Raw genomic sequence first — 25,704 nt, 5'->3', positions numbered from 1 at the left:
GATTGGGCAGACGGCGGTCCCGCTGCGGTCAGATCTTGCGGAAGGTCAGGTAATGCGGCGTGCGCCCCTCGCGCAGCGCCTTTTGTTCATAGCGGGTCGAAATCCAGTCGTCCCAGGGCGCGCGCCAATCCTCGGGGCCTTCGGCCAGCCATTCGAAATCGGGCCGCGCCATCAGTTGTTCCAGCGCCTGCCGCACATAGTCGGGAATGTCGGTGGCGATGCGGAAGATGGCACCGGGCTTCAGCACCCGCGCCAGCGGATCCAGATGCTCGGGCGTCACGAACCGGCGTCGGTGGTGGCGCTTTTTCGGCCAGGGATCGGGATACAGCAGGAAGGCGCGCGAGATGCTGGCCTCGGGCAGAACATCGAACATGTCGCGCACGTCGCCCGGATGCACCTTCAGGTTCTCGACCCCGGCGCGGCGGATCTTGCCCAGCAGCATCGCGACGCCGTTGATATAGGGCTCGCAACCGATGATGCCGACATCGGGGTTTTGGGCCGCCTGATGCACCATGTGCTCGCCGCCGCCGAAACCGATCTCCAGCCAGACCGGTTTGCCGCCGAACATGGCGTCCAGATCCAGTGGCACGCGTTCGGGGTTGGCGTCCCAGTCCACCTTGCCCGGCGAAAGCGCCACGAGGTCTTCGTTCAGATAGCCCTTCTGGCTATCCCGCAGGCCCTTGCCACGACGGCGGCCATAGAAATTGCGCCACGGAGCGCCGGAGGGAGAATTGCTGTCGGTCATGGGCCGGGGATGTGCGCGGCTGGCGACGAAAGGTCAAGCCCCTCGCACGCGGCGCAACCCCAGACCGGCGATCAGGACCAGGGCCGCGATCAGCACCGGCCAGTTCCCGGTGCGGGAATAGAGCGTCGGCGGCAGCGGCGCGGGCAGCGCCACGTCGATCACCCCGGCCACGCCCAATGGGATCTCGGCCAGCATCCGGCCTGCCGGACCGATCACCGCCGATATGCCGGTGTTGGCGGCGCGCACCAGCGGCACGCCCTGTTCCACTGCCCGCATCCGCGCCTGCGCCAGATGCTGCTGCGGGCCCGCGAACTCGCCAAACCAGGCGTCATTGGTGAGTTGCACGATCCAGTCGGCGCGGGGGCCGGGCGCGAAGCCGTGGCGCGGGAAGATGGCTTCATAGCAGATCAGCGGCAGCACCCGGCCCAGCCCCTGCCCGCGCAGGTCCAACACCTGCGGGCCCGGACCAGAGGTAAAACCGCCCAGCATGTCGGTGGCCAGCCCCGCCAGCCCCAGACGGGCCGCCAGCGCGCCGCCGGGAAAATACTCGCCAAAGGGCACCAGATGGAACTTGTCGTAAACCGCAAGAGGCTTGCCATCGCCATCCAGCACCCCGACCGCATTGCGCAGTTCAGATCCTTCGAACCGCTGCGCGCCCACCAGCGTCACCGCCCCACCTGCCGCGCGAGCGATCTGGGCATTGCCCTCGGTCTCGCCGCCCCAGAGGTAGGGAAGCGTCACCTCGGGCCAGACCACCACATCCGGGGTCAGCGTGCCGGGCTGGCCGGTCAACTCCAGCTTGCGTCGCCAGAACACCGGGATCATGTCGGGCTGCCATTTCTGGTGTTGGGGCGCGTTGGGCTGCACCACCCGCACCACCGGGCCTTCGGGCGCCACGGGTGACTCAGCGGGCAAGCTGGCCGTCCCGCCGACCCAGACCGCCAGCAGCAGCACCGGGCCCGCGGCCCCGCGCCAGCGTCTGGCCCCTTGCCCGAACAGCAGCACCGCAATGCCGCCTGCGGCCAGAACAGTCAGTGCCACAAGGGCGTAGGGCCCGCCCCAGGCCGCGCCCATGCGCACCGGCGTGTCGATCCAGAAGCTGGCCACCATGCCCCAGGGAAAGCCGGTGAACAGCACCGCGCGGATCATCTCGGCCAGCGGCAGGGTGGCGGCCAGTGCCAGCACCCGCAGGCCCAGCCCTGCCCCGCGCCCCAACCAGACCGCAGCCGCCATCGCCACACCCCAGAACAACGCCATGCCGCCGGCCAGCAGCACCAGCGCGAAGGGCGCCATCCAGCCGTGGCGGGCGATGTCCACAAGGAACGGCTCGACGATCCAATGCAGGGTGGCCAGGAAATAGCCCAACGCCAGTCCCCAACCGCGCCAGAACCCGGCGCGCGGGGTCGGCGCGGGCAAGGCCAGCCCCAGCCCCACGGCCAGCACCAGCAGCGCCACCAGCGGCCAGCCGAAGGGCGCCTGCCCCAGCGCCGCCGCCGCCCCGCAGAGCGTCAGTGCCAGCCAGAGCCTGCGGCCCGAAAGCTCAGCCCGCATCCGGTTTGCTGTTGGGTGTGCGAATGCGCAACCGCTTGATTCGGCGCGGGTCGGCATCGACAACCTCGATCTCGACCCCGGCGGGATGCTTCAGAACTTCGCCCCGTGCCGGCACCCGGCCCATGAGCAGGAAAACGACGCCGCCCAGGGTATCGATATCCTCGTCCACACCCGGCATGTGCAGATCAACGCCGATAGCCTCCGAGAACTCGTCCAGCGGGGCCCGCGCCAATGCGACGAAGGTGCCCGGCGCCTCTTCGGTCCAGGGCTGAACTTCTTCTTCGTCGTGCTCGTCCTCGATCTCGCCGATGACCTGTTCGATCAGGTCCTCCAGCGTCACCAGCCCATCGGTGCCGCCGTATTCGTCGATCACCAGCGCCATATGGGTGCGCTGGGTCTGCATTTTCTGCAGCAGCACGCCGATGGGCATCGAGGGCGGCGCATAGATCAGCGGACGCACCAGATCGCGCAGGTCAAACCCGTTGTTGTCGTGATCGAAGCCGTGCTTCAGCGCCACGTCTTTCAGGTGCACCATGCCAATGGGGCTGTCGAGCGTGCCGTCATAGACCGGCAGCCGCGAATAGCCGCTGGTTCGGAACAGGTCCACCAGATCGGTGAGCGGGCATTCCATCGTCACGGCGGTGATCTCGGCTTTGGGCACCGCCACATCCGAGATCTGCATGCCCCGCAAGTTGGACAGGCCGGGCCGTTCCTTCTGATCGCCTGCGTCGATGGCGTGGCCGTTTTTCACGTGAGGGTCCGAGGCCCGGTCGGCGCGACTGAACACGCGCCCCAGAAGGCCCCATCGGCTGGTTTGGTCGTCTTGCGAGTCGGCCGTCTCCGGACTGGACCCGTCTCCGTCGTTCATTGTCTCATCCGTTTTGATCAGGGAATCCACCCTGCTCGGCATATGGGTCTGCGATCCCAAGCTTCGCAAGTATCGTGGTCTCGAGCCCTTCCATCAAGGCTGCATCTGCATCGGTTTCATGATCGTACCCCAAAAGATGCAGGATGCCATGCACGAGAAGGTGTGTGACGTGATCGTCGGCACTGCGGCCGACGGCTTCGGCCTCGCGCAGGCAGGTTTCCAGGGCGATGGCCACATCGCCCAATTCGATCGGCTCATCGGGAAACAATCCCTGTGGCGGTTGCGGTGCGCCGCCCGGCACATCGGCGGCGCGTTCGTCCGAGGGCCACGACAACACGTTGGTGGGTGCGGGCTTGCCGCGAAACTCGGCATTCAGATCGGCGATACGGGCGTCGTCGCAACCCAGCAGGCTGATCTCGAACCCTGCCGGGTCATGGCCCAGATGCGACAGCACGGCGCGCGCCGCCGCATTGGCGCGGGCGTCGAGATCGAGGGCGCTCCAGCCGTCAGCGTCGAGGGTGGTTTCAACCGGTTTTTCTGGCATCCGCAGCGTCATAGGCCTCGATGATCCGGGCCACAAGCGGGTGGCGGACCACATCCTTGGCGGTGAAGTAGTTGAACGAGATTCCCTTGACGCCGCTGAGCAGGCTTTCGGCATCGCGCAGCCCGCTTTTTACCCCGCGCGGCAGATCGACCTGGCTGCGGTCGCCGGTGACCACCATGCGCGACCCTTCGCCCAGACGGGTCAGGAACATCTTCATCTGCATGGTGGTGGCGTTCTGCGCCTCGTCCAGCACCACGAAGGCATTGGACAGGGTGCGGCCGCGCATGAAGGCCAGCGGCGCGATCTCGATCTTCTTTTCCTCGATCAGCTTGGTGACCTGCTTGCCGGGCAGAAAATCGTTCAGCGCGTCATACAGCGGCTGCATGAAGGGATCGACCTTGTCCTTCATGTCGCCGGGCAGATGGCCCAGCTTTTCGCCGGCCTCGACCGCCGGGCGGCTGAGCACGATCCGGTCCACATGACCGCCGATGAACATCGACACGCCCACCGCCACGGCCAGATAGGTCTTGCCGGTGCCCGCCGGGCCGATGCCGAATGCAAGTTCGTTGTCGAACAAGGACTTGACGTAGGCTTTCTGGGCGTCTGTGCGCGGCTCGACGGTCTTCTTGCGGGTCTTGATCTCGACCTCTTCGCGGCGGAACATCTCAAGCTGATCGCCGTCGCCCTCTTCGGGCGGCACCGGCGTGTTGGTCATTCGCAATTCGCCGTCGATGTCGCCGGGGCCGACGGTTCGGCCCGATTCCAGACGGTGATAGAGTGCGCCAAGAACCTCGATCCCGCGCGACTGCGCGTCCTTGGGACCATACAGAGCAAGCTGGTTGCCACGTCGGAGGATCTGAACACCCAGGGCGGTTTCGATCTGGGTGAGGTTGCGATCATATTCGCCGCAAAGATCAATGAGCAGACGGTTGTCCTGAAACTCGACCTGGACCTCGGGAACTTCCGCCCCTTCCGTGGGCGGGGTCAGCATGCTGGTGGTCAAAGACGTCTCCTTGCAGGGGGCTTGAGGCCAGCCTGCCAACTCCCCGGCGGCAAGGCAAGCGCGGTGCGCGATTTGTCACGACAACGCCATGGTTTTCCCCACCTCCGGCGCCAGAGCCCCCTGCGGCGGGCGGCGCGGATGCGGGCGCAGCATTGGCGGCAAACCCGCCGGTTGGCAAGCGTCTGGAAAAGGTATGGCCGGCGTATGGCAGTGCAGGCGCAGAAACCCGCGCCAGCCGCCCGGTCAGATCAACTCGCCCTTCAGCGAGTTCGGCGCGCTTTCGACGATACGGACGCGGGCGACCTTGCCGATCAGGTCCGCCGGGGCCAGCGCATGGACCGCGTGCAGATGGTCGGATTTGCCGACAAGCTGGCCGTCCAGACGTCCGGGCTTTTCGAACAGAACGCCGACCACTTGCCCGACCATCGCATCCTGCCGGGCTTTCTGCTGCTCGGTCAGCAGCGCCTGAAGCCGTTGCAGGCGGTCCGAGGCGACCTCGGCGGGCACCTGCCCCTTGCGTTCGGCGGCGGGGGTGCCGGGGCGCGGCGAATACTTGAACGAATAGGCCTGCCCGTAGCCGACGGTGCGGACCAGATCCATCGTGTCCTCGAAGTCCTGATCGGTCTCGCCGGGGAAGCCGACGATGAAATCGCCCGACAGCAGCAGATCGGGACGCGCGGCGCGGATGCGGTCGATCAGCGCGATATAGTCCGCCGCCGTATGCTTGCGGTTCATCGCCTTCAGGATGCGGTCCGAGCCGGACTGCACCGGCAGATGCAGATAGGGCATCAGCTTGGGGCAATCGCCATGGGCGGCGATCAGGTCGTCTTCCATGTCGTTGGGATGCGAGGTGGTGAAGCGGATACGCTCCAGCCCGTCGATCTCGGCCAGGCGGCGGATCAGCCGGGCCAGCCCCCATTCGCCGCCATCCGGCCCCGGCCCGTGGTAGGCGTTGACGTTCTGGCCCAGCAGGGTGATCTCGGCCACGCCGCGCGCCACCAGATCCTCGGCCTCGGCGATCAGGCGGGATGCCGGGCGGGACACCTCGGCGCCGCGCGTATAGGGCACCACGCAGAAGGCACAGAACTTGTCGCAGCCTTCCTGCACGGTCAGGAAGGCGGTCGCTCCGCGCTTGGCCTTGGGGCGGTCCGCCAGCTTGTCGAACTTGTCTTCCTCGGGGAAATCGGTGTCCAGCGCCGCCTCGCCCTTGCGGGCGCGGGCTTCCAGATCCGGCAGGCGGTGATAGCTTTGCGGGCCGACCACCAGATCCACCGAGGGCTGGCGGCGCAGGATCTCGGCCCCCTCGGCCTGGGCGACGCACCCGGCGACGCCGATCTTCAGATCCGGGTTGTCGACCTTGAGCGCCTTCAGCCGGCCCAGTTCGGAATAGACCTTCTCGGCGGCCTTTTCGCGGATGTGGCAGGTGTTGAGCAGGATCATGTCCGCATCGTCGGGCGTGTCGGTGGTGACATAACCCGAGGGGCCAAGGGCCTCGGCCATACGCTCGCTGTCATAGACGTTCATCTGACAGCCGTAGGTCTTGATGAAAAGCTTCCGGGGGTCGGACATGGGATGCGGGCCTTTGGCGGGGATGCGGGATTGGCGCGGTGTAGCGAAAGCCGGCCTGCGACGCAATGACCGGCGGGTCAGACCAGGTCGGTGCCGGTGTCGGCAAGGATATACAGGCCTACGCAGATCATGATGAGCGGCGCCAGCCAGGCGCCATGCCGTTCCAGCGCCGCGCGCAGCCGATCGTGGCCCAGAACCCGGCCCAACACCGCCGCCAGAACCGCCGTGCCCATGGCCATGCCCACGACGATGGCCAGCCGCAGCGGGCTGGCGGTTTCGGCCAGCAGCGGCGTCAGCGTGGCCAGCGTATCGGTGCTGTTGACCAGCAACAGCGCCACCATGGAGCCGCCCGCCGCAACCGGCGCCTCGTCTGCGGACGCGCCGCCACGCAGCGCGCGCCATCCGGCAAACAGCCCCAGCCCCAGCGGCACCAGCCCCATCCAGCGGGAATGATGCGCCGGAAGACCTGCGGCCAGCAGCGACAGGACCCAGGCCGCGGCCAGAACCAGCGCCGCGGCAATCCACAATGCCCGCCGCCCCTGCCGCGCGCCATCGGCCAGCGTGCCGGCAAGTGCGGTCAGCACGACAATATTGTCCAGATTGGTGCCCAGCGTGATCGCCAGCCCCGCCGCCAGCAGCGTCACCATTTCATCCAGAAGGCCGGACATCATCAGCGGCTCGGCCCCGCGCGATGGATCAACGAAGAACCGGGGGGAAGGTCAGCCGCGCCGCAGACGGATGACCACATCCACCTTGGCGATACGCGCCCCTTCGGGCAGCGTGGGCAGGCGCGTGATCTCTAGCTCTCCGCTGGGGGCATCCGTCAGTTCGGCGGTGTCTTCCCAGTAGAAATGCGGGTGATCGTCGGTGCGCGTGTCGAAGTAGCTTTTCGAACCATCGACGGTGATTTCCTGAAGCAGCCCGGCCTCGCAAAAGGCGCGCAGGGTGTTGTAGACCGTGGCCAGCGCCACACGCTCGCCCCGGCCCAGAACCTCGGCAAACAGGCTTTCGGCGGACACATGGCGGTCCTGCCCGTCGCCGACCAGAAGGTCGGCCAGGATCAGGCGCTGCCGCGTCGGGCGCAGCCCGGCGGTCTTGAGCCAGTCGGAAGCCCGTGCAGCCGGGGATGTGGTCGAGGGAAATGGCGTCTGTGTCATCACTGCCTTTATAAAGGGCGTTGCGAGTTATTTTCAATTGAAATCGCAAACCTGCGGGGGCCGGCGCTCCGTCGCGCCGCCCTTGAATCCCGGCGAAAGCAGATGCTAATGGGAACCAACCGATAAAAACGACGAAGGGGCAGGCTTCCATGGCCGACTATCCGACCACGTTTGACAAGGATGCGCTGATCGCCTGCGCGCGGGGAGAGCTTTTCGGCCCCGGCAACGCGCAACTGCCTGAACCCCCGATGTTGATGATGGACCGCATCACCGATGTGTCCGCGGACCGGGGCGAACACGGCAAGGGCCATATCCGCGCCGAGCTGGATATCACCGACGACCTGTGGTTCTTCCCCTGCCATTTCCCCGGCAACCCGGTGATGCCCGGCTGCCTGATGCTGGACGGGCTGTGGCAGTTGACCGGCTTCAACCTGGGCTGGCGCGGCTGGCAGGGCCAGGGCTTTGCCCTGGGGGCCGGAGAGGTGAAACTGTCGGGCATGATCCGTCCCGATCGCACGCTGGTCACCTATGAGGTGGATTTCACCCGCGTCATCGACCGCCGCCTGAAAATGGGTGTGGCGGATGGCCGGGTTCTGGCCGATGGTGAACTGGTCTGTGCCGTCACCAACATGAAAGTGGGCCTGGCCGCCGCCGAAGGCTGAGCCACCCGCCCACAACCGACCACAAGGAGACCGCCATGCGCCGCGTCGTCATCACCGGGATCGGGATCATCTCGCCCATCGGCAACACCGTGGAAGAGGTCAAGGACAGCCTGTACCACGGCAAATCCGGCATCCGCAAAGAAGAGGTCTATGCCGAACACGGGTTCCGCAGCCAGGTTGCGGGCATCCCGCAGATCGACCTGACCGAAGCCATCGACAAGCGCCAGCTGCGCTTCATGGGGCCGACCGCCGCCTATGCCTTTCTGGCGATGCAGCAGGCCATCGCCGACAGCGGCCTGACCGACGAACAGGTCAGCAACGAGCGCGCCGGCCTGGTGGCCGGGTCTGGCGGGCCCTCCACGTCGAACTTCTTCTCGGCCCACAAGACCGTGATCGAAAAGGGCGCGCCCAAGCGGATGGGGCCGTTCATGGTCACCCGCTGCATGTCGTCCACCGTGTCGGCCTGCCTGGCGACGCCGTTCAAGATCAAGGGCGTGAACTATTCCATCACCTCGGCCTGCTCGACCTCGGCCCATTGCATCGGCAACGGTGCAGAGCTGATCCAGATGGGCAAGCAGGACGTGGTCTTTGCCGGCGGCGGCGAGGAAGTCGACTGGACCCTGTCGTGCCTGTTCGACGCCATGGGCGCCATGTCGTCGAAGTACAATGACACCCCCGAAACCGCCTCGCGCCCCTTCGATGCCACCCGCGACGGCTTCGTCATCGGCGGCGGCGGCGGCATGGTGGTTCTGGAAGAACTGGAGCACGCCAAGGCGCGCGGCGCCAAGATCTATGCCGAGATCACCGGCTATGGCGCCACCTCGGATGGCCACGACATGGTGGCCCCGTCCGGCGAGGGCGGCGAACGGTCGATGCGGCAGGCGCTGGCCACCGTCGGCGATCGCAAGATCGACTACATCAACGCCCATGGCACCTCGACCCCCGCGGGCGATGTGACCGAGGTGGAAGCGGTGCGCCGGGTCTTTGGCGAAGGCAACACCCCGCCCATCGCCTCGACCAAGTCGCTGACCGGCCATTCGCTGGGCGCAACCGGCGTGCATGAGGCGATCTACAGCCTGATCATGATGGAGAACAACTTCATCGCGGCCTCGGCCAATGTCACCGAACTGGACCCTGCCCTGAAGCCCGACGAGATCGTGACCGAGCGGCGCGACAACGTCGACCTGGACACGGTTCTGTCCAACAGCTTCGGTTTTGGTGGCACCAACGCAACTCTCATCATGAGCAAATATCACGGGTAACGCGATCATGGCGGATCTGATGACCGGAAAGCGCGGCCTCATCCTGGGGGTTGCCAACGAACGTTCCATCGCCTGGGGCATTGCCCGGGCCATGGCCGCCGAGGGCGCGGAACTGGCTTTCACCTATCAGGGCGAGGCCTTTGGAAAACGCGTGGCGCCGCTGGCCGAGTCGGTGGGATCCGACTTTCTGGTCGATGTGGATGTGACCGACGACGCGTCGATGGATCGCTGTTTCGAGCAGTTGTCGGCGCGCTGGGATCGGCTGGATTTCCTGGTTCATGCGGTGGCGTTTTCGGACAAGGCCGAGTTGAACGGCCGGTTTTCCGACACCTCGCGTGCCAACTTCCTGAACTCCCTGAACATCTCGTGCTATTCGCTGATCGAACTGGCGCGGCGCGCCAAGCCGATGATGACCGACGGGGGCACCATCCTGACCCTGACCTACCAGGGGTCGAACCGGGTGACGCCGTTCTACAACGTGATGGGCGTGGCCAAGGCGGCGCTGGAAAGCTCGGTGCGCTATCTGGCCAATGACCTGGGCCCGGACGGGATTCGCGTCAACGCGGTGTCGCCCGGCCCGATGAAAACCCTGGCCGGCGCCGCCATCGGCGGGGCACGCAAGACCTATCGCAACACCGAGATGAACGCGCCGCTGCGCGCCAACGCAACGCTGGAGGCCGTGGGCGGCACCGCGGTCTACCTGGCGTCGGATTACGGCGCCTGCACCACCGGCGAGATCGTCCGCGTTGATGGCGGCTTCCACGTTCTGGGCATGGCGCAGCCGGAAAACCTGTAGGACCACGGACCAGGGCTCACAGACCGGACCCGGCCATCGCGCCGGGTCTTTCCGTTCTTGCCCCGACGTTCAGGGCGGGCCAAATCCCGGCACCGGCACCGCCTGAAACTTCATCATATGGGCATGTGCACGCCCGTTTTACGGCATTGTGAACGCGCCGACCCCGAACAATGCTGCAAGCGCGTTGTGTGCACGCCCCCGAATCTGGCAGACTGGTCCTGTCAAGCGGAGGTGGCATGTCCCATTGCTCCTCCCTGGTCCACCGCCACGCTCCGCTCGACACCCCCTCTGAAAACACATAGATGTCAGTGCCTTGGCGCAACCTGTTGCCGTTGGATGACAGTGAGGCTTTCCCGACTGGAAATCTTAACGGTAACCATTAGTCTAAATTGACATTGATTTTGTAATTATATTACTCTGTAATTATTGAATGGGACAAAAGGATCAAGGAAGGTTCCAATGCCAACGCCCGTCACACAGCCTGACCCGCAACGACCGACAACTTCGCAGGCACCCTCTGCGCCCGTGCAAAACCCGCCGGTTCAATTTCGTGACTGGGCGTCAATCTGAACCTTTTTCGCCCCGTGCCCCTTGGAGTGGCGTCTGCTCTGCTTATCTCAGGCGCGGCCTGACCCGAGGCCGGGGAACATCCCCGCGTCGTCGGCGTTGAGGCTTCAGTGACCGTGAGTGATCGAAAGGACACGACATGAAAAAGACAGCCGCGCCGACCCGCCCGACCCCTGCGCAGAAACCCGGCCAGGAAAGCCGGCGCCCCGGTTTTGTCTTCACCGACTGGGCCATGATCTGACCCTTTCCCTTGTGGGCGCGTCCGGGCTATGCCCTGCGTAAGAGGACGCGCTCATGCCCACCCCGATTGACCAGATCCGCAATCTTGGTCCGGCCATGGCCGAGGCTTTTGCCAAGGTGGGCATCCAGTCCGCCGAGGACCTGCATGAACTGGGCCCAGACGCCGCCTATGGCCGTCTGCTGGCCCAGGGCCACCGCCCCCATTTCATTGCCTATTATGCCATGGTAATGGGCCTGCAGGGCCGCCCGTGGAACGATTGCCAGGGCGCCGAGAAAACCGCCCTGCGCGCGCGATTCGACGCCTTGAAAGCGGCGGCCAGCGCGCCCCCCGCACAGCAAAAGGGCCACGCCCGGATGGACGCGGCCCTTGCCGAAATCGGGGTGATCAGGCGGACCGATCAGCCGACCAGTTCAAGACCCGAGAAGAAATAGGCGATTTCCTCGGCCGCGGTTTCCGGCGCGTCGGAACCGTGGACCGAGTTCTCGCCGACCGATTCCGCGAATTCGGCGCGGATGGTGCCGGGGGCGGCATCGGCGGGGTTGGTGGCGCCCATGACTTCGCGGTTCTTGGCAATGGCGCTTTCCCCTTCCAGCACCTGCACGACCACCGGCTCGGAGGCCATGAACTCGCACAGTTCGTCATAGAACGGGCGTTCGGCGTGTACCGAATAGAACTGGCCGGCCTGCGCCTTGGTCAGGTGAATGCGCTTCTGCGCGACGATGCGCAGGCCCGCGTCTTCGAACTTGGCGTTGATCTTGCCGGTCAGGTTGCGCTTGGTGGCATCGGGTTTGATGATCGACAGGGTGCGTTCGGTCGCCATGTTGGAAAATCCTTCAGAAGATTGGATCGTGCCGGACGCCGTGTCCGGACGAAATCGCGCGTCTGCTAACACGCGCGCGGGCGGTTGAAAAGTCACCTGTTGTGATGGCGACGGCGGGCTTTCATTGTGCGGTCGGATTCCGGGCCGGAGCAGAGTTTGGGCCAGAGTCCGCCGGAACCGCCGAGTGTTGCATATTTTCTTGCAAAATCATGCAGTCAGACGCAGTTTGTTGTTTAAATTGCAACAGTTTGGCAGAATGACCCGCGGATATCTCGATCAACGCCTGTTTCTGAGGGTCATCGAACTTGGCTCCCTGCGCGCGGTTGCGCGGGAGGCGGATCTGGAGGCTTCTTCGGTCTCGCGGCGGCTGACACGGCTGGAAACCCGGCTGGGCGTGCGCCTGCTGGAACGCGGCACCGGGGCGACCGAACCGACCGAGGCCGGCCGGCAGTATTACGAGGCGCTGCGCCGCCTGCTGGCCCAGATCGACATGCTGGAAGCGGGCATCGCCCGGCAGCCCGAGCGCCTGAAGGGGCTGTTGCGGGTGGCGGCGCCGGCCGATTTCGGCCGTGCCCATGTGGCGGCCTGGCTGCTGTCGTTCCGCGCCCGGCATCCGGGGCTTGAGATCGACCTGGTGCTGGGCGATCCGACACCGGCCCCGGACCAGACCGGCGCCGATCTGGTGCTGACCTGCGATCCGGTGGCGCGGCGGCTGGGGCTGGGGCGACAGAAACTGGCCCAATGTCGGCAAATGCTGGTCGCCGCCCCCGGCTATCTGTCACGCCACGGCACCCCGCGCGAGGCCGCCGATCTGGCGGGCCACCAGCATGTGTTCCGCCACCGCAGCGAGATGACCGCGCAGCTGCGCCTGACCGGGCGTGACGGGCGCCGCCATTCGGTCCGCCGCAACGGCGCGCTCAGCCTGGGTGCCCTGTCCACGGCGGTCGAGGCCGCTTGCAGCGGCGAAGGCGTGCTGTTCGGGCCGGAATGGGCGCTGGCCCCGGCGCTGGATCGCGGCCAACTGGTGCCGGTGCTGGCGGATCATCGTTTCGATCTGGCACCGCTGACCGCGCTGTGGTCCGAGGCCGAGATCCTGCCCGGCCGCATCCCCGGCTTCGTCGCTCATGCCCTGGGCGAGGTGCGCCATGTGCCCGGAACCGAGGATTGGGGCTGATCCCCCCTTTTGCCGGGCCGTCCGGGGTGATAACCGCCCCTCATGTTGCGCATCGAAGATATCTCGTATTCCGTCGAAGGCCGTCCCCTGTTTGAAGGGGCCAGCGCCGTCATACCCACTGGCCACAAGGTTGGCCTTGTCGGCCGGAACGGCACCGGCAAGACCACGCTGTTCCGACTGATCCGCGGCGAACTGGTGCTGGAAGGCGGGCGCATCAGCCTGCCCGAGCGCGCCCGCATCGGCGGCGTCGCCCAAGAGGTGCCGTCTTCCGAAACCTCGCTGCTGGACACGGTGCTGGCCGCCGATACCGAGCGCGCCGCCCTGCTGGCCGAGGCCGAGACCGCCAGCGATCCGACCCGCATCGCCGACATCCAGACCCGGCTGGCCGATATCGACGCCTGGTCAGCCGAAGGCCGCGCCTCGGCCATCCTCAAGGGGTTGGGCTTTGACGATGCCGAACAGCGGATGCCGTGTTCGGCCTTTTCGGGAGGCTGGCGGATGCGGGTGGCGCTGGCGGCGGTGCTGTTCTCCCAACCCGACCTGTTGCTGCTGGACGAACCGACCAACTATCTGGACCTGGAAGGCGCGGTCTGGCTGGAAAGCTATCTGGCGCGTTATCCCCATTCGGTCATCATCATCAGCCACGACCGCGGGCTGCTGAACCGGGCGGTGGGCGCGATCCTGCACCTGGAAAACCGCAAGCTGACCTTCTACCAGGGTCCCTATGACCAGTTCGTGCGCCAGCGCGCCGAACAGCGGGCAGTGCTGGCGGCGCAATCCAAGAAACAGGATGCGCGGCGCGCCCATCTGCAAGCCTTCGTGGACCGCTTCAAGGCCAAGGCCAGCAAAGCCAAACAGGCGCAAAGCCGGGTCAAGATGCTGGAGAAGATGACGCCCATCGCCTCGCCCGAGGAAGCGAAAAGCCGGGCGTTTTCGTTCCCCGCGCCGGAAGAACTGTCGCCACCGATCATCGCCATGGAGGGCGCCGAGGTGGGCTATGGCGACACACCGGTGCTGCGCAAGCTGTCGCTGCGCATCGACCAGGACGACCGCATCGCGCTGCTGGGCAAGAACGGTCAGGGCAAGTCGACGCTGGCCAAGCTGCTGTCGGACCGCCTGCCGGCGATGTCGGGGCGCATCGTGCGGGCGTCGAAGCTGCGCATCGGCTATTTCGCGCAACACCAGCTGGACGAGCTGGAGATCGACGAAACCCCGCTGGACCACCTGCGCCGCGAGCGTCCCGGCAGCCCGCCGGCGAAGCTGCGGGCACAACTGGCGGGGTTCGGGCTGGGCGCGGATCAGGCCGACACGGTGGTCGCCCGGCTGTCGGGGGGTCAGAAGGCGCGGCTGTCGCTGCTGCTGGCGACGCTGGATGCGCCGCATATGCTGATCCTCGACGAACCGACCAACCACCTGGACATGGAAAGCCGCGAGGCGCTGGTCGAAGCGCTGGCCGCCTATTCCGGCGCGGTGATCCTTGTCAGCCATGACATGCATCTGCTCAGTCTGGTGGCCGATCGCCTGTGGCTGGTCAAGGATGGCCGCGTGACGCCCTATGAGGACGACCTGGAAGCCTATCGCAAGATGCTGCTGGCGGGCGAACCCAAGCCCGAGTCCAGGGCCAGGGCCGCTGCGGCAGCGAAACCGGCGCCGAAGAAGCCGTCGCGCGACCGCATCCTTGCGTTGCGGGCCGAGGTCCGCAAATGCGAGGAGCGTCTCGGCAAGCTGAACGCGATGCGTGACCGGCTGGCCGGCAAGCTGGCCGACCCGGAACTGTACGACGCGCCGCGCATCAACGAAGCCGAGGTCTGGCAAAAGAAATACGCCGAGGTGATGGAGGCGCTGGACCGCGCCGAAAGCCTGTGGCTGGATGCACAGGACAAACTGGAAAAGGCAGGAGGCTGACCCGGCGCGCCCAGCCTTGCCACAACGCCGGAGGACCGGATGGATCTTGCCTTTGCGCTCAGCACTTTCGTGACGCTGTTTCTGGTCATCGACCCGATCGGCATGTCGCCCCTGTTTCTGGCGCTGACCAGCGGCATGGACAAGGCGCGCCGCCGCAGCATCGCTTTCCGCGCCTGCGCCATCGCCTTCGTGGTGCTGACGATCTTCGGCCTGTTCGGCAACGCGGTGCTGGAAGGGCTGGGCATTTCACTGGCCGCCTTCCGGATCTCGGGCGGGCTGATGCTGTTCCTGATTGCCGTGGACATGCTGTTCGAACGCCGGACCGAACGCCGCGAGGGACGCACCACCGATGCCGATCACGATCCGTCGGTGTTTCCGCTGGCCACGCCGCTGATCGCCGGGCCCGGCTCGATGGCGGCGATGGTCCTGCTGACCGGCAGCGGCACACCGGGCTGGCTGGGCATTCTCGAGGTTCATCTGGTGCTGGCCGCCGTCATCGGGCTGGTGCTGCTGCTGTTCCTGATCTCGGGTGTGATCGAGCATATCCTGGGCCGCACCGGCATTCTGGTGGTCACCCGCCTGCTGGGGATGCTGCTGGCCGCACTGGCGGTGCAATTCGTGCTGGACGGGCTGCGCGACCTCGGGGTGCTGAGCCTGACGTGACTTCGGCCCCGGCAGTACCTATCTGAAAGGGCAGGCTTGGAGGCGCATATGGGTTCTGACCAGATCGGATCGCTGATCTATCTCATTCTTCTGGGGTTGCTGGTGGGCAGCTATGTGCTGGTGGCGAACCGGCGCAACCTGGGACAGATGACCCGGCACGCGGTGCTTTGGGGGCTGATCTTTCTGGGCATCGCCGTCGGGGCCGGGCTGTGGCAGGACATCCGGCAGGGCAGCGCCCTGCAGCAAAGCGTACAGGCCGAGGGCGAGACCATCACCCTGAACCGGCTGCGCGACGGGCATTTCCACATGGCGCTGAAGATCAACGGCGCGCCGGTCAACTTCCTGGTGGACACCGGCGCCACCGAGATCGTGCTGAGCCTTGAGGATGCCGAGAAGGTCGGGATCGACACCGGCAAGCTGGCCTTCCTGGGGCGCGCCCGCACCGCCAACGGCCAGATCGAAACCGCGCGGGTCTGGCTGGACCGGGTCGAATTGGCCGGACAGGTGGAAACCAAGGTGCCCGCACAGGTCAGCCGGGGCGAGATGCCGGGCTCGCTTCTGGGCATGTCCTATCTGTCGCGGTTCGAGCAGATCACCATCAACGGCGACCGCATGGTGCTGACCCGCTGACGGCCCCCTGCCCGCGCGCTCAGCGCTTGCGTTCCCAGCGGCCGCTTTCCTCGCTCCAGTATTCGGCCTCGGCCCCGGCGGCGGTCAGCGCCTTCCATTGTCCACGAGCATGGCCAAGCGCATCGGCATCGCCGCCATCGAACAGGATAAACGCCCGATCCAGCACGGCGGCCTCCCCCTCCCCTACCGGGGCGCCCTCGATGCTCATCAGGCAGCGGGTGGTGGGCGATAGGGTTTCGGACAGGGTCAGCAGCACCGGTTGCAGATCGTCCTGCGGCCCGCCCGCGATGCCATGCGGCAGAAAGGCGGCCTCATCTCCCAGCCAGAGCTTCTGATCCAGCCAGTCGAGCTTTTCGGCGCTGCGCCCGCGCACCTCGACCCGCAGCCCGGCGCCGATGGCGCGTTCCAGCAGACGGGCCAGCGCGTTTTCGACCGGGCTTTTGGTCAGGTGGTAGAAGCGCACGACGCCCATCAGTCTTCCAGCATGTCCTGCACCAGCCGGTCCAGCGCCAGAACGCCCCAGCCGCTGGCACCCTTGGGGGCAAAGGCGGTGGCCTCGGGGGTGCGTGCGACCCCGGCAATGTCCAGATGCACCCAAGGCGTGCCGTCCTTGATGAAGCGTTGCAGGAACTGCGCGGCGGTGATCGATCCCGCCGGGCGGCCGCCGACGTTCTTCATGTCGGCGATCTGGGATTTCAGCTGCTTGTCATAGGCCGGGTCCAGCGGCATCCGCCAGGCGCCCTCGCCCTCGGCCTCGGCGGCTTTCAGGAAGGCGCCCGCCAGCGCGTCGTCATTGGCAAACACCCCAGCCCTGGCATGGCCCAGCCCGATGATGACCGCCCCGGTCAGGGTGGCCAGATCAATCACGCCGCGCGGCTCGAACCGCTGCTGCGCGTACCACAGCACATCGGCCAGAACGAGCCGCCCCTCGGCATCGGTGTTGATGACTTCGACCGTGTCGCCCTTCATCGAGGTGATGACATCGCCGGGACGGATGGCCTTGCCGTCGGGCATGTTCTCGACCAGCCCGACCAGACCCACCACATTGGCGCGCGCCTTGCGCAGGGCCAGGGTGCGCATCACACCCGCCACGACGCCCGCGCCGCCCATGTCGGCGGTCATCTCTTCCATACCGCCGGCAGGCTTGATGCTGATGCCGCCGGTGTCGAAGACCACGCCTTTGCCGACCAGCGCCAGCGGCGGTTCGCCCTCGGCACCGCCGTTCCAGCGGCTCACCACCACCTTGGACGGGCTTTCCGAGCCCTGCCCCACCGCCAGCAGGGTGCGCATCCCCAGCTTTTCCAGCTCGGGTTCTTCCAGAATCTCCACGTCCAGCCCGATCTCCTGCATGGCGGCAAGGCGGGCGGCGAAATCGTCGGTGGTCAGGATGTTGGCGGGCGCGTTGATCAGGTCGCGGGTGAAGAACACGCCCTCGGCGCGGGCGGCCATGTCGCGGGCGGCGGCGGCCACAGCCTCGGGGCGTGTGACCATCACCGAAACCCCGCCTTCGACCGGCGCGGCCTCGGACTTGTGATCGGTGAAGGCATAGGTGCGCAGCGCCAGCCCGAAGGACAGATCTGCGGCGCGCGGATGAGCGCCGGCCAGCACCAGCAGCGGCTTGCCATCCTTGGCCCCGGCAATGGTGGCCCCGGCCTTGCGCACCGACAGCGCATCGGCCTTGCGGTCCAGCTTGATCACCTGCACCGCCGTGGCGGCCATATTGGCGGGAAAGCCCATCTCCAACGCCTGCCCGGCCTTCAGATCGGCAAAGCCCGCACTTTCCACCGCGCGCAGCAAGGCCCCGCGGGTCAGCTTGTTGACCCGGCGCGCGGCCGGATCCAGTTTGGCCTCGGCGCCCACCAGAACGACGACACGGCCTTCGGCCTGGGCGATCCTGTCCAGATCAAGCTCTTCGAACCGGATGGCGACGGGGGTGGTCATGGGGCAATCTCCAGCGTTGTCTGCCCCTTTTCAGTAATCGTGCCGCGCCGCGATGGCCAGAGACCAGTTTTCCATTGCGGCGGGATCGGTTAAGACCGGGGTCACGAACACGGAAAGGGTGGTGAGTGGGGCGTTTCGACCGGTATATCCTGTCCCAGCTGATGCGGGTCTTCGGCTTCTTTGCACTGGTGCTGGTCGGGATCTATTGGGTCAACCGCGCGGTGATCCTGCTGGACCGCTATCTGGCCGAAGGCCAGGGCGGCGGGCTTGTGCTGCAACTGACGCTGCTCAGCGTGCCCGGCATCATGCTGATCGTGCTGCCGGTGGCGGGCTTCGTGGCCGCCGCCTATACCACCAACCGTCTGCATGCGGACAGCGAGTTGGTGGTGGTGCAGGCGACCGGCTATTCCGCCTTCCGGCTGGTGCGGCCGTTTGCGATGTTCGGGGTGATCGTGCTGCTGCTGATGTCCCTGCTGGCGCATCTGGTGGTGCCCGCCGCCGCCCGCGAGCTGAACCGTCTGGAGGCCCAGTTGGCCGATGCGATCTCGTCGAGGCTGCTGGTGCCCGGCACCTTCCAGAGCCCGACACGCGGCGTCACCGTCTATGTCCGCGACATCTCGCAGGATGGCACGCTGGAGGGGCTGCTGGTCACCGATCGCCGCGAGCCGGTGCGCGAGACCACCTACAGCGCTCATCAGGCCCTGCTGGTCCGGCACGAAGACGGACCACGGCTGGTAATGTTCGACGGCATGGCCCAGACCCTGACCCACAGCACCGGACGGCTGGCCACCACGGTGTTCGACGATTTCACCGTCGCCATCGGCGATCTGGCCACCACCCCTGCGCAGCGGCGGCTGGATCAGCGGCAACTGTCGACCCTGACCCTGCTGAACCCCACCCCCGAGATCGAGGAACGGACCCGCCGCAGCGCCGCCTACCTGCAACGCGAGGCGCATCTGCGGATCACCCAGGCGCTGCTGTCGGCCACCGCCGCCGTGGTGGGCTTCGCGGCCCTGATGCTGGGCGGCTTCAGCCGCTTCGGCCTGTGGCGGCAGGTGGCCTTTGCCATCGTGCTGGTGGTGCTGGTCAAGCTGGTGGACAATGCCGCCATCGACGTGGCCAAGACCGATCCGTCGAAATGGCCGCTGGTCTATGTGCCCTGCCTGATGGCGGCGGCGCTGTGCCTGCTGCTGCTGGCAGTGGCCGACAGCACCCTGGGCGCACTGCTGCGACGGCGGGGGCGCGCATGATCCTGCACCTGTATTTCGCCCGCAAGTTCCTGACCACCTTCGCGGTGATCCTGGGCGGGTTCACCCTGTTCATGTGGCTGGTGGAACTGCTGGAGCATATCCGCCGCTTCGACACCGGCGAGGTCAGTTTCGGGATGCTGGCCTATATGGCGCTGCTGCATCTGCCCGAGGTGCTGTACCAGATCCTGTCGCTGATCGTGCTGCTGACGGCGGTGACCATGTTCATCTCGCTGGCGCGCACGTCGGAACTGGTCATCACCCGCGCCACCGGGCGCTCGGCGATCCGCAGCCTTGTGGCCCCGGCACTGGCGGCGATGCTGCTGGGCTGCGTGGTGGTGGCCATCGGCAACCCGGTGGTGGCCACGATTTCCAAGGAATACAACGAAACCGAGAACCGCATCCGCGGCTCGGAACGGGTCGTCTCGGTCAGCCGCGAAGGCCTGTGGCTGCGCCAGGGCCGCCCCGGCGAACAGGTCGCCATCCATGCCGAAAGCGCCAACATGGACGGCACCAAGCTGTTTGGCGTGTCCTTCTTCAGCTTCGACGGCGAGGATCGGCCGCTGTACCGGATCGACGCGGCCTCGGCGGAACTGGGCAATGGCGCGTGGGTGCTGATGCAGGCCAAGCGCTGGGATTTCGACACCGAGGGCAATCCCGAGGCCAGGGCCCAGATCATCCAGGCGACCACGGTGCCCACCGATCTGACCCGCAACCAGATCCGCGACAGCTTCGGCACCCCCTCGGCGATCCCGATCTGGGAATTGCCGGAATTCATCGCCCGGCTGGACTCCGCCGGGTTCTCGGCACGGTCGCACCGGGTGTGGTTCCAGGCGGAACTGTCCAAACCGATCAGCTTTCTGGCGATGGTTCTGGTGGGGGCCATGTTCACCTTGCGCCACACGCGTTTCGGTCGCACCGGGCTGATGGTCCTGGCCGCGGTGCTGTGTGGCTTCGGGGTCCATTTCGTCGGCAATCTGGCGCAGGTCATGGGCGACAGTGGACAGTTGCCGGTAATGGTGGCCATCTGGGCCCCACCCGCCGCCGCCATCTGCATGGCGCTGGCCACATTGCTGCATTTCGAGGACGGTTGAGCATCGTGTCGCGACGCCCCCTTCTACCTGCCCTGCTGACCCTGCTGGTCGTGACCCTGACCGGTCTGGGGCTGGCCGCGCCTGCCTGGGCGCAGCAGGACGCAGCGGAGGCCCCGGTACTGACCGCGCTGGCCGCCGACCTGGTGCGGATCGAAGGCGAGGATGTGCTGGTGGCCACCGGCAACGTCGAGATCTTCCACGGCGACACCCAGTTGCGCGCCGACAGCCTGCGCTATGACCGGGCCAAGGATCGGATTTTCGTCTCCGGTCCGATCACCATCATCGATCCCGACGGCACCATCCTTCTGGCCGATCAGGCCGAACTGCAAGCCGATCTGGAAACCGGCCTGCTTAGTGGCGTGCGCCTGATCCTGGACCGGCAATTGCAGATCACCGGTGCGGAAATGGCCCGTCGCCAGGGCCGCTATTCCGATCTGCGGCAGGTGGCGGCCTCAAGCTGCGAAACCTGCGAGGATGGCCGCGCCCCGCTGTGGGAAATCCGTGCCAAGCGTGTCGTCCATGATGAAGAACTGAAACAGATCTACTTCTACCACGCGCGCTTTCGCATCTGGGGCGTGCCGGTGTTCTACTTGCCCACCCTGCGCGTGCCCGATGGCACCGAAGACCGGGTGTCGGGCTTCCTGACCCCGTCGTTCTATTCGACGACGGAATTCGGCAACGGCATCAAGCTGCCGTATTTCTATGTCATCAACGAGCATTCCGACCTGAAGCTGACACCCTATGTCGCCACCGACCATACCACGACGCTGGAGGCGCGGTACCGGCAGGCGTTTGCCAAGGGGAACATCACCGTCGAAGGTGCGGTTTCGCAGGATTCCATCGAGCCGGGAGAGACCCGTGGCTATCTGTTCGTCAACGGGGCGTTCCGGGTGCCCTATGACTTCTCGCTGAATTTCGATCTTGAGACGACGTCGGACGACCCCTATTTGCGCGACTACGGCTATTCCGCGAAGGACCGCCTGGACAGCGCTATCTCGCTGCTGCGCACCCGCGAGGACGAGCGGATCTGGGCCAATATCACCCACTACCAGTCGCTGCGCGCCGACACGACCAACGAGGATGAATACGAACCCGTGCTTTCGGGCGATCTGCGTTGGAACCGCCGCTATCAGCCCGCATCCTTCGGTGGGTGGCTGGACTCGGATCTGATCGGCCATTTTCACGTGCGTGATTCAGATCAGAACATCATCGGCCGCGACATGGCGCAGTTGCGCGGCCGGGTCGACTGGGCGCGGGATTGGACCGGGTGGAACGGGTTGCGGATGCAGGCGCGCACCCGGCTCAACGCCGAGGCCAAGCAGATCACCAACGACGATCGCTACCCCACCTTTCAGACCGCGCTGATCCCCGAAGCCGCCGTGACCCTGTCGTGGCCGATGATCAGCCCGACCAATGACGGCGTGTCCTACATGCTGGAACCGGTCGCCCAGTTCGCCTGGTCCGATGCGGGCCAGATCAGGTCGCCCAACGACGACAGCCGGGCGGTGACGCTGGACACGGGCAACCTGTTCCGCCTGAACCGCTTTCCGGGGCTGGATCGTTACGAGGACGGCGGCCGGGTCAACCTGGCCCTGCGCTGGAGCCGCCAGTCCACCGAAGGCCTGACGCTGGCACTGACGAGCGGGCGTATCTATCGCTATGACGACTGGGACATCTTCCCCGACGGATCGGGGCTGAGCGGGCCACGCTCGGACTGGCTGGCGCAAGTGGACATCGATTTTGCGAACAACCTGGCGCTGCGCACCCTGACGCTGCTGGACAACGACTTTGAACCGGCGCTGTCGCAAACCCGGCTGTCGTTGGCCTATGGCGACCTTGATCTCAGTTCCAGCTACATCTGGCAGCGCGAAGATCGCAGCAGCGACCAGACCAAGGATCTGAACGAAATCGCCGCCAATCTCGACTACCAGATCAACGAAAGATGGTCGAGCGAACTGGTCATCCGGCGGGACTATACCGCGAAACGGACAAACTTTGCCGAGCTTGGCCTGGCCTATGAAAACGAATGCGTCAGGGTTGATCTTTTCGCCCGCCGCAGATTTAGAGCAACCACAGATGTCGAACCCACGCTCAGCTACGGCCTGTCCGTCAGCCTGCCCGGGTTCGGCAGCAACGAGACCGCTGCGCGCCGCCGCCGCTGCACCAGTTGAGGACCACAGACCCATGGCCATCCTGCCCCTGCTGCGCCGATCGATCCTGGCTGCTTCCCTTGCCCTCGCGCCCGTCGCGGCCGCGGCGCAATCGCCGTTCGACACGGTGGCGCGGGTCAACGATGGCGTGGTGACCCGGTTCGAGGTCGAGCAGCGCGAGTTGTTCCTGAACGTTCTCAGCATTCTGGCCGCGGATCGCGAGGTCGCGCTGGAGTCGCTGATCGAGGATCGTCTGAAGCTGGACGCCGCCGCCACCGCCGGGATTCTGCCGACCACCGACGAGCTGGAATTCGCGATGGAGAATTTTGCGGGCCGCGCCAATGTCAGCAAGGAAGAATTCGTCGCCGCGATTGCCGATGTGGGCATTCAGGAGCAGACCTTCCGCGACTATGTGCGCGCCCTGCTGGCCTGGGGCGACGTGGTGCGTGAACGGTTCGCCAGCCGCGCCCGCCCGACCGAGGAAGAAGTCGACCGCGCCATGGCGCTTGGCACCGGGGATCGCTCGACCCAGGTCAAGCTGGCCGAGATCGTGCTGCCGATGAACCCTCAGGTGGCCGAGATCAACGAAGTGCGCGCCGAGGCCTTCCAGAAGATGACCAGCTTTTCGCAGTTCTCGAACGCGGCGCGGCAGTATTCGGTGTCGCCGTCGCGGGTCAATGGCGGCGAGATGCCCTGGCGGCCACTGTCGGAACTGCCGCCGCAGATCGCGCCGCTGTTTCTGTCCATGCAACCCGGTGAGGTGACCGAACCGCTGATGACCAATGGCGGACTGGTGCTGTTCCAGTTCCGCGCGCTGCAGGACGCGCGGCCGTCGCTGACTGGCAATGTGACACTGGATTTCATCCGGGTCGCCCTGCCCCTCGGCACCAGCCCGACCGCCGAGATCGCCCGGATCCGGCCCGAGGTCGATCGTTGCGAAGATTTGTACGGGGTGTACTTCAACGGCCCGCCCGAGCAGTTGCAACGCACCACCGAAGCGCGCGCCAAGGTTCCGGGCGACATCACCCGTACGCTGGATATTCTGGACGAGGGCGAAATGGCGCCGCTGGGCAGCGGCATCGTGATGCTCTGTGCCCGCACCGGCATTCCGAACGAGGACCTGAGCCGCGAGGACGTGCAGGTGCAACTGCTGGCGCGGCGCCTGGACAGCTATGGCGAAAGCTACCTTGAAGAGCTGCGCGCCGACGCGTTCATCGAGATCGTGCGATAATGCTGCCGGTGGCGCTGACCTGCGGAGAACCGGCGGGGGTCGGCCCCGAGATCGCCGCCAAGGCCTGGGATGCCCTGCGCACCCGGTTGCCGTTCTTCTACATCGGCGATCCCCGGCATCTGCCCTCGGGCACGCCGGTGACCGAGATCGCCGATCCGATGGAGGCCCTGACCGCCTGCAAGCGCGCGCTGCCGGTGCTGACCCATCGCTTTCCCGAACATGCCCATCCCGGCGTGCCCTCGCCCGCCAACGCGGCGCAGGTGATCGAGGTGATCGCGCGCGGCGTCGACCTGGTGCAGCGTGGCAGTGCGGCGGCGCTGTGCACCGCACCGATCCACAAGAAGGCGCTGAAGGATGGCGCCGGGTTCGCCTATCCCGGCCATACCGAATACCTGGCCGCGCTGGCCGGGGTGGAACGGGTCGTCATGATGCTGGCCTGCGAGGGGCTGCGGGTGGTTCCCACCACCATCCACATCGCCCTTGGCGACGTGCCCCGCACCCTGACCGCGGAACTGTTGCGCGACACCCTGCGGCTGACCCATCGCGCCCTGCAAAGCGACTTTGGCATCCAGGCACCGCGCATCGCCGTGGCCGGGCTGAACCCCCATGCGGGCGAAGGCGGGGCCATGGGTCACGAAGAAATCACGATCATCTCGCCGGTGCTGGAGGCGCTGCGCGCCGAGGGGCTGGATCTGAAGGGTCCGGCCTCGGCCGACACGATGTTCCATGCGGCCGCGCGGCGGAACTATGACGTGGCGGTGGCCATGTACCACGATCAGGCGCTGATCCCGATCAAGACCATCGGTTTCGACACCGGCGTCAACATCACGCTCGGGCTGCCGTTCATCCGCACCTCGCCCGACCATGGCACCGCCTTTGACATCGCCGGTCAGGGGCAGGCCGATCCCACCAGCCTGATCGAGGCGCTGATCCAGGCCGACCGCATGGCCCGCTTCCGTGCCCAGGCCACCGCATGAGCGCCATCGACACCCTGCCGCCCCTGCGCGAGGTCATCGCCAACCACGGCTTGAGCGCGCGCAAGTCGCTGGGCCAGAACTTCCTGCTGGATCTGAACCTGACCGCCAAGATCGCCCGCAAGGCCGGTGATCTGACTGGCTGTGACGTGCTGGAGATCGGCCCCGGCCCCGGAGGACTGACGCGGGGCCTTCTGGCCGAAGGCGCGCGCAAGGTCGTCGCCGTCGAGAAGGATCGCCGTTGCCTGCCCGCCTTGCAGGAGATTGCCGATGCCTACCCCGGCCGGTTGGAGATCATCGAGGGTGACGCGCTGGAGGTGGACCTGTCGGGCCATCTGACCGGCCCGGTGCGGGTCGCCGCCAACCTGCCCTATAACGTCGGCACCGAGTTACTGGTGCGCTGGCTGACCCCGGACAGCTGGCCGCCTTTCTGGGAAAGCCTGACCCTGATGTTCCAGCGCGAGGTGGCGCAGCGAATCGTGGCCAAGCCCGGCTCGAAAACCTACGGGCGGCTGGCCTTGCTGGCGCAATGGCGCTGCGATGCGAAAATCGTGCTGGACCTGCCGCCGCAGGCCTTCACGCCGCCGCCCAAGGTCAGCTCGGCGGTGGTGCATCTGACCCGTCTGGACGCGCCGCGGTTCGAGGCCAACCCAAAGACCCTGTCGCATGTGGTGGCCACGGCCTTCAACCAGCGCCGCAAGATGCTGCGCGCGGCCCTCAAGGGGATGGCCCCGGATATCGAAGATCAGCTGCGCGCTGCCGGACTGGACCCCACCGCACGGGCCGAGGAGATCTCGCTGGAAGGGTTCTGCGCGCTGGCCCGGCAGTTGGACGGCAGCTAGAGTCCCCACGCCCTACGCACATGCAAAAGGCCACGCAGCGGACTGCATGGCCTTGAAAACGTTGTGGC

The 25,704-nt window shown here is 66.2% G+C and carries 25 protein-coding genes; 14 read left to right on the top strand and 11 right to left on the bottom strand.

What is annotated here, in order from left to right; genetic code table 11:
• Positions 1 to 28 precede the first annotated feature (28 nt).
• From trmB to irrA, 8 genes are all read right to left on the bottom strand, one after another.
• Positions 29 to 745 (bottom strand): tRNA (guanosine(46)-N7)-methyltransferase TrmB, encoded by a 717-nt coding sequence (trmB, locus tag ACP15K_RS07645; protein WP_193141673.1) that lies wholly within the window; start codon positions 743 to 745, stop codon positions 29 to 31.
• A 33-nt stretch (positions 746 to 778) separates the two neighbouring features.
• Positions 779 to 2,296, bottom strand: a complete 1,518-nt coding sequence (lnt, locus tag ACP15K_RS07640) for an apolipoprotein N-acyltransferase (protein WP_424990194.1) — start codon at positions 2,294 to 2,296, stop codon at positions 779 to 781.
• A complete protein-coding gene (locus ACP15K_RS07635) occupies positions 2,286 to 3,164 on the bottom strand; it encodes a hemolysin family protein (protein ID WP_193141675.1) in 879 nt (292 codons plus the stop codon). Before ACP15K_RS07635 ends, lnt begins: the two co-directional genes overlap by 11 nt.
• A gap of 4 nt (positions 3,165 to 3,168) precedes the next feature.
• Entirely contained in the window at positions 3,169 to 3,708 is a 540-nt protein-coding gene (gene ybeY / locus ACP15K_RS07630) for an rRNA maturation RNase YbeY (RefSeq protein WP_424990193.1), read from the bottom strand.
• Complete coding sequence (locus ACP15K_RS07625) at positions 3,689 to 4,711, bottom strand: PhoH family protein (protein ID WP_394355462.1); 1,023 nt, start codon at positions 4,709 to 4,711, stop codon at positions 3,689 to 3,691. The genes ybeY and ACP15K_RS07625 overlap by 20 nt, the downstream gene beginning before the upstream one ends.
• 243 nt (positions 4,712 to 4,954) lie before the next feature.
• Complete coding sequence (gene miaB / locus ACP15K_RS07620; protein ID WP_193141677.1) at positions 4,955 to 6,280, bottom strand: tRNA (N6-isopentenyl adenosine(37)-C2)-methylthiotransferase MiaB; 1,326 nt, start codon at positions 6,278 to 6,280, stop codon at positions 4,955 to 4,957.
• A 77-nt stretch (positions 6,281 to 6,357) separates the two neighbouring features.
• The gene (locus ACP15K_RS07615) at positions 6,358 to 6,951 is read right to left on the bottom strand and encodes a hypothetical protein (protein ID WP_193141678.1); all 594 of its coding nucleotides are present in this window, start codon (positions 6,949 to 6,951) and stop codon (positions 6,358 to 6,360) included.
• Positions 6,952 to 6,999: 48 nt separating this feature from the next.
• Positions 7,000 to 7,437, bottom strand: a complete 438-nt coding sequence (gene irrA, locus ACP15K_RS07610) for an iron response transcriptional regulator IrrA (protein ID WP_193141679.1) — start codon at positions 7,435 to 7,437, stop codon at positions 7,000 to 7,002.
• Positions 7,438 to 7,586: 149 nt separating this feature from the next.
• On the opposite strand from irrA, the gene fabA reads away from it, so the two are divergent.
• The 4 genes from fabA to ACP15K_RS07590 all read left to right on the top strand — a co-directional run bounded on the left by fabA (position 7,587) and on the right by ACP15K_RS07590 (position 11,396).
• Positions 7,587 to 8,099, top strand: a complete 513-nt coding sequence (fabA, locus tag ACP15K_RS07605; RefSeq protein ID WP_424990192.1) for a bifunctional 3-hydroxydecanoyl-ACP dehydratase/trans-2-decenoyl-ACP isomerase — start codon at positions 7,587 to 7,589, stop codon at positions 8,097 to 8,099.
• Between the two features lie 35 nt (positions 8,100 to 8,134).
• On the top strand, positions 8,135 to 9,361 hold the full coding sequence (gene fabB, locus ACP15K_RS07600; protein WP_424990191.1) for a beta-ketoacyl-ACP synthase I: 1,227 nt from the start codon (positions 8,135 to 8,137) through the stop codon (positions 9,359 to 9,361).
• A gap of 7 nt (positions 9,362 to 9,368) precedes the next feature.
• On the top strand, positions 9,369 to 10,157 hold the full coding sequence (locus tag ACP15K_RS07595) for an enoyl-ACP reductase FabI (protein ID WP_424990190.1): 789 nt from the start codon (positions 9,369 to 9,371) through the stop codon (positions 10,155 to 10,157).
• An 861-nt stretch (positions 10,158 to 11,018) separates the two neighbouring features.
• Positions 11,019 to 11,396, top strand: a complete 378-nt coding sequence (locus ACP15K_RS07590; RefSeq protein WP_193141683.1) for a TfoX/Sxy family DNA transformation protein — start codon at positions 11,019 to 11,021, stop codon at positions 11,394 to 11,396.
• On the opposite strand, the gene ndk is transcribed toward ACP15K_RS07590, so the two are convergent.
• Positions 11,363 to 11,785, bottom strand: a complete 423-nt coding sequence (gene ndk / locus ACP15K_RS07585; protein ID WP_193141684.1) for a nucleoside-diphosphate kinase — start codon at positions 11,783 to 11,785, stop codon at positions 11,363 to 11,365. The genes ACP15K_RS07590 and ndk overlap by 34 nt on opposite strands.
• A gap of 256 nt (positions 11,786 to 12,041) precedes the next feature.
• Between ndk and ACP15K_RS07580 the strand changes: the two genes are divergently transcribed.
• The 4 genes from ACP15K_RS07580 to ACP15K_RS07565 are packed head-to-tail and all read left to right on the top strand — an operon-like array spanning position 12,042 to position 16,157.
• Positions 12,042 to 12,959 (top strand): LysR family transcriptional regulator, encoded by a 918-nt coding sequence (locus tag ACP15K_RS07580; protein WP_193141685.1) that lies wholly within the window; start codon positions 12,042 to 12,044, stop codon positions 12,957 to 12,959.
• A 42-nt stretch (positions 12,960 to 13,001) separates the two neighbouring features.
• Complete coding sequence (locus tag ACP15K_RS07575; protein WP_424990189.1) at positions 13,002 to 14,864, top strand: ABC-F family ATP-binding cassette domain-containing protein; 1,863 nt, start codon at positions 13,002 to 13,004, stop codon at positions 14,862 to 14,864.
• Between the two features lie 39 nt (positions 14,865 to 14,903).
• Positions 14,904 to 15,527 carry a MarC family protein gene (locus ACP15K_RS07570; protein ID WP_193141687.1) on the top strand — a complete coding sequence of 208 codons (624 nt, stop codon included), beginning with the start codon at positions 14,904 to 14,906 and terminating at the stop codon, positions 15,525 to 15,527.
• Positions 15,528 to 15,575: 48 nt separating this feature from the next.
• Positions 15,576 to 16,157, top strand: a complete 582-nt coding sequence (locus tag ACP15K_RS07565; RefSeq protein WP_193141688.1) for a retropepsin-like aspartic protease family protein — start codon at positions 15,576 to 15,578, stop codon at positions 16,155 to 16,157.
• Between the two features lie 19 nt (positions 16,158 to 16,176).
• Here ACP15K_RS07565 and ACP15K_RS07560 read toward each other — a convergent pair whose 3' ends face one another.
• Together ACP15K_RS07560 and ACP15K_RS07555 are read right to left on the bottom strand one after the other, a co-directional pair.
• Positions 16,177 to 16,629 carry a DNA polymerase III subunit chi gene (locus tag ACP15K_RS07560; RefSeq protein ID WP_193141689.1) on the bottom strand — a complete coding sequence of 151 codons (453 nt, stop codon included), beginning with the start codon at positions 16,627 to 16,629 and terminating at the stop codon, positions 16,177 to 16,179.
• Positions 16,629 to 18,098 carry a leucyl aminopeptidase gene (locus tag ACP15K_RS07555; RefSeq protein ID WP_424990188.1) on the bottom strand — a complete coding sequence of 490 codons (1,470 nt, stop codon included), beginning with the start codon at positions 18,096 to 18,098 and terminating at the stop codon, positions 16,629 to 16,631. The genes ACP15K_RS07560 and ACP15K_RS07555 overlap by 1 nt, the downstream gene beginning before the upstream one ends.
• A gap of 125 nt (positions 18,099 to 18,223) precedes the next feature.
• On the opposite strand from ACP15K_RS07555, the gene lptF reads away from it, so the two are divergent.
• From lptF to rsmA, 6 genes are read left to right on the top strand one after another with little or no spacing between them, the layout of a single operon-like run.
• Positions 18,224 to 19,348: an LPS export ABC transporter permease LptF gene (lptF, locus tag ACP15K_RS07550; RefSeq protein WP_424990187.1), complete on the top strand. Its 1,125-nt coding sequence runs from the start codon at positions 18,224 to 18,226 to the stop codon at positions 19,346 to 19,348.
• Positions 19,345 to 20,439 (top strand): LPS export ABC transporter permease LptG, encoded by a 1,095-nt coding sequence (gene lptG / locus ACP15K_RS07545; protein WP_193141692.1) that lies wholly within the window; start codon positions 19,345 to 19,347, stop codon positions 20,437 to 20,439. Before lptF ends, lptG begins: the two co-directional genes overlap by 4 nt.
• A 5-nt stretch (positions 20,440 to 20,444) precedes the next feature.
• Positions 20,445 to 22,610 carry an LPS-assembly protein LptD gene (locus tag ACP15K_RS07540; RefSeq protein WP_424990186.1) on the top strand — a complete coding sequence of 722 codons (2,166 nt, stop codon included), beginning with the start codon at positions 20,445 to 20,447 and terminating at the stop codon, positions 22,608 to 22,610.
• Positions 22,611 to 22,623: 13 nt separating this feature from the next.
• On the top strand, positions 22,624 to 23,820 hold the full coding sequence (locus ACP15K_RS07535) for a peptidylprolyl isomerase (protein ID WP_193141694.1): 1,197 nt from the start codon (positions 22,624 to 22,626) through the stop codon (positions 23,818 to 23,820).
• Positions 23,820 to 24,797 (top strand): 4-hydroxythreonine-4-phosphate dehydrogenase PdxA, encoded by a 978-nt coding sequence (gene pdxA / locus ACP15K_RS07530; RefSeq protein WP_424990185.1) that lies wholly within the window; start codon positions 23,820 to 23,822, stop codon positions 24,795 to 24,797. The genes ACP15K_RS07535 and pdxA overlap by 1 nt, the downstream gene beginning before the upstream one ends.
• The gene (gene rsmA, locus ACP15K_RS07525) at positions 24,794 to 25,636 is read left to right on the top strand and encodes a 16S rRNA (adenine(1518)-N(6)/adenine(1519)-N(6))-dimethyltransferase RsmA (protein ID WP_424990184.1); all 843 of its coding nucleotides are present in this window, start codon (positions 24,794 to 24,796) and stop codon (positions 25,634 to 25,636) included. Before pdxA ends, rsmA begins: the two co-directional genes overlap by 4 nt.
• Positions 25,637 to 25,704: the final 68 nt, after the last annotated feature.

Origin of the sequence: Fluviibacterium sp. S390 (genome assembly GCF_049800695.1) — a bacterium.
Taxonomy (GTDB): Bacteria; Pseudomonadota; Alphaproteobacteria; order Rhodobacterales; family Rhodobacteraceae; genus Meridianimarinicoccus.
This window is presented reverse-complemented; position numbering and strand designations above follow the sequence as displayed.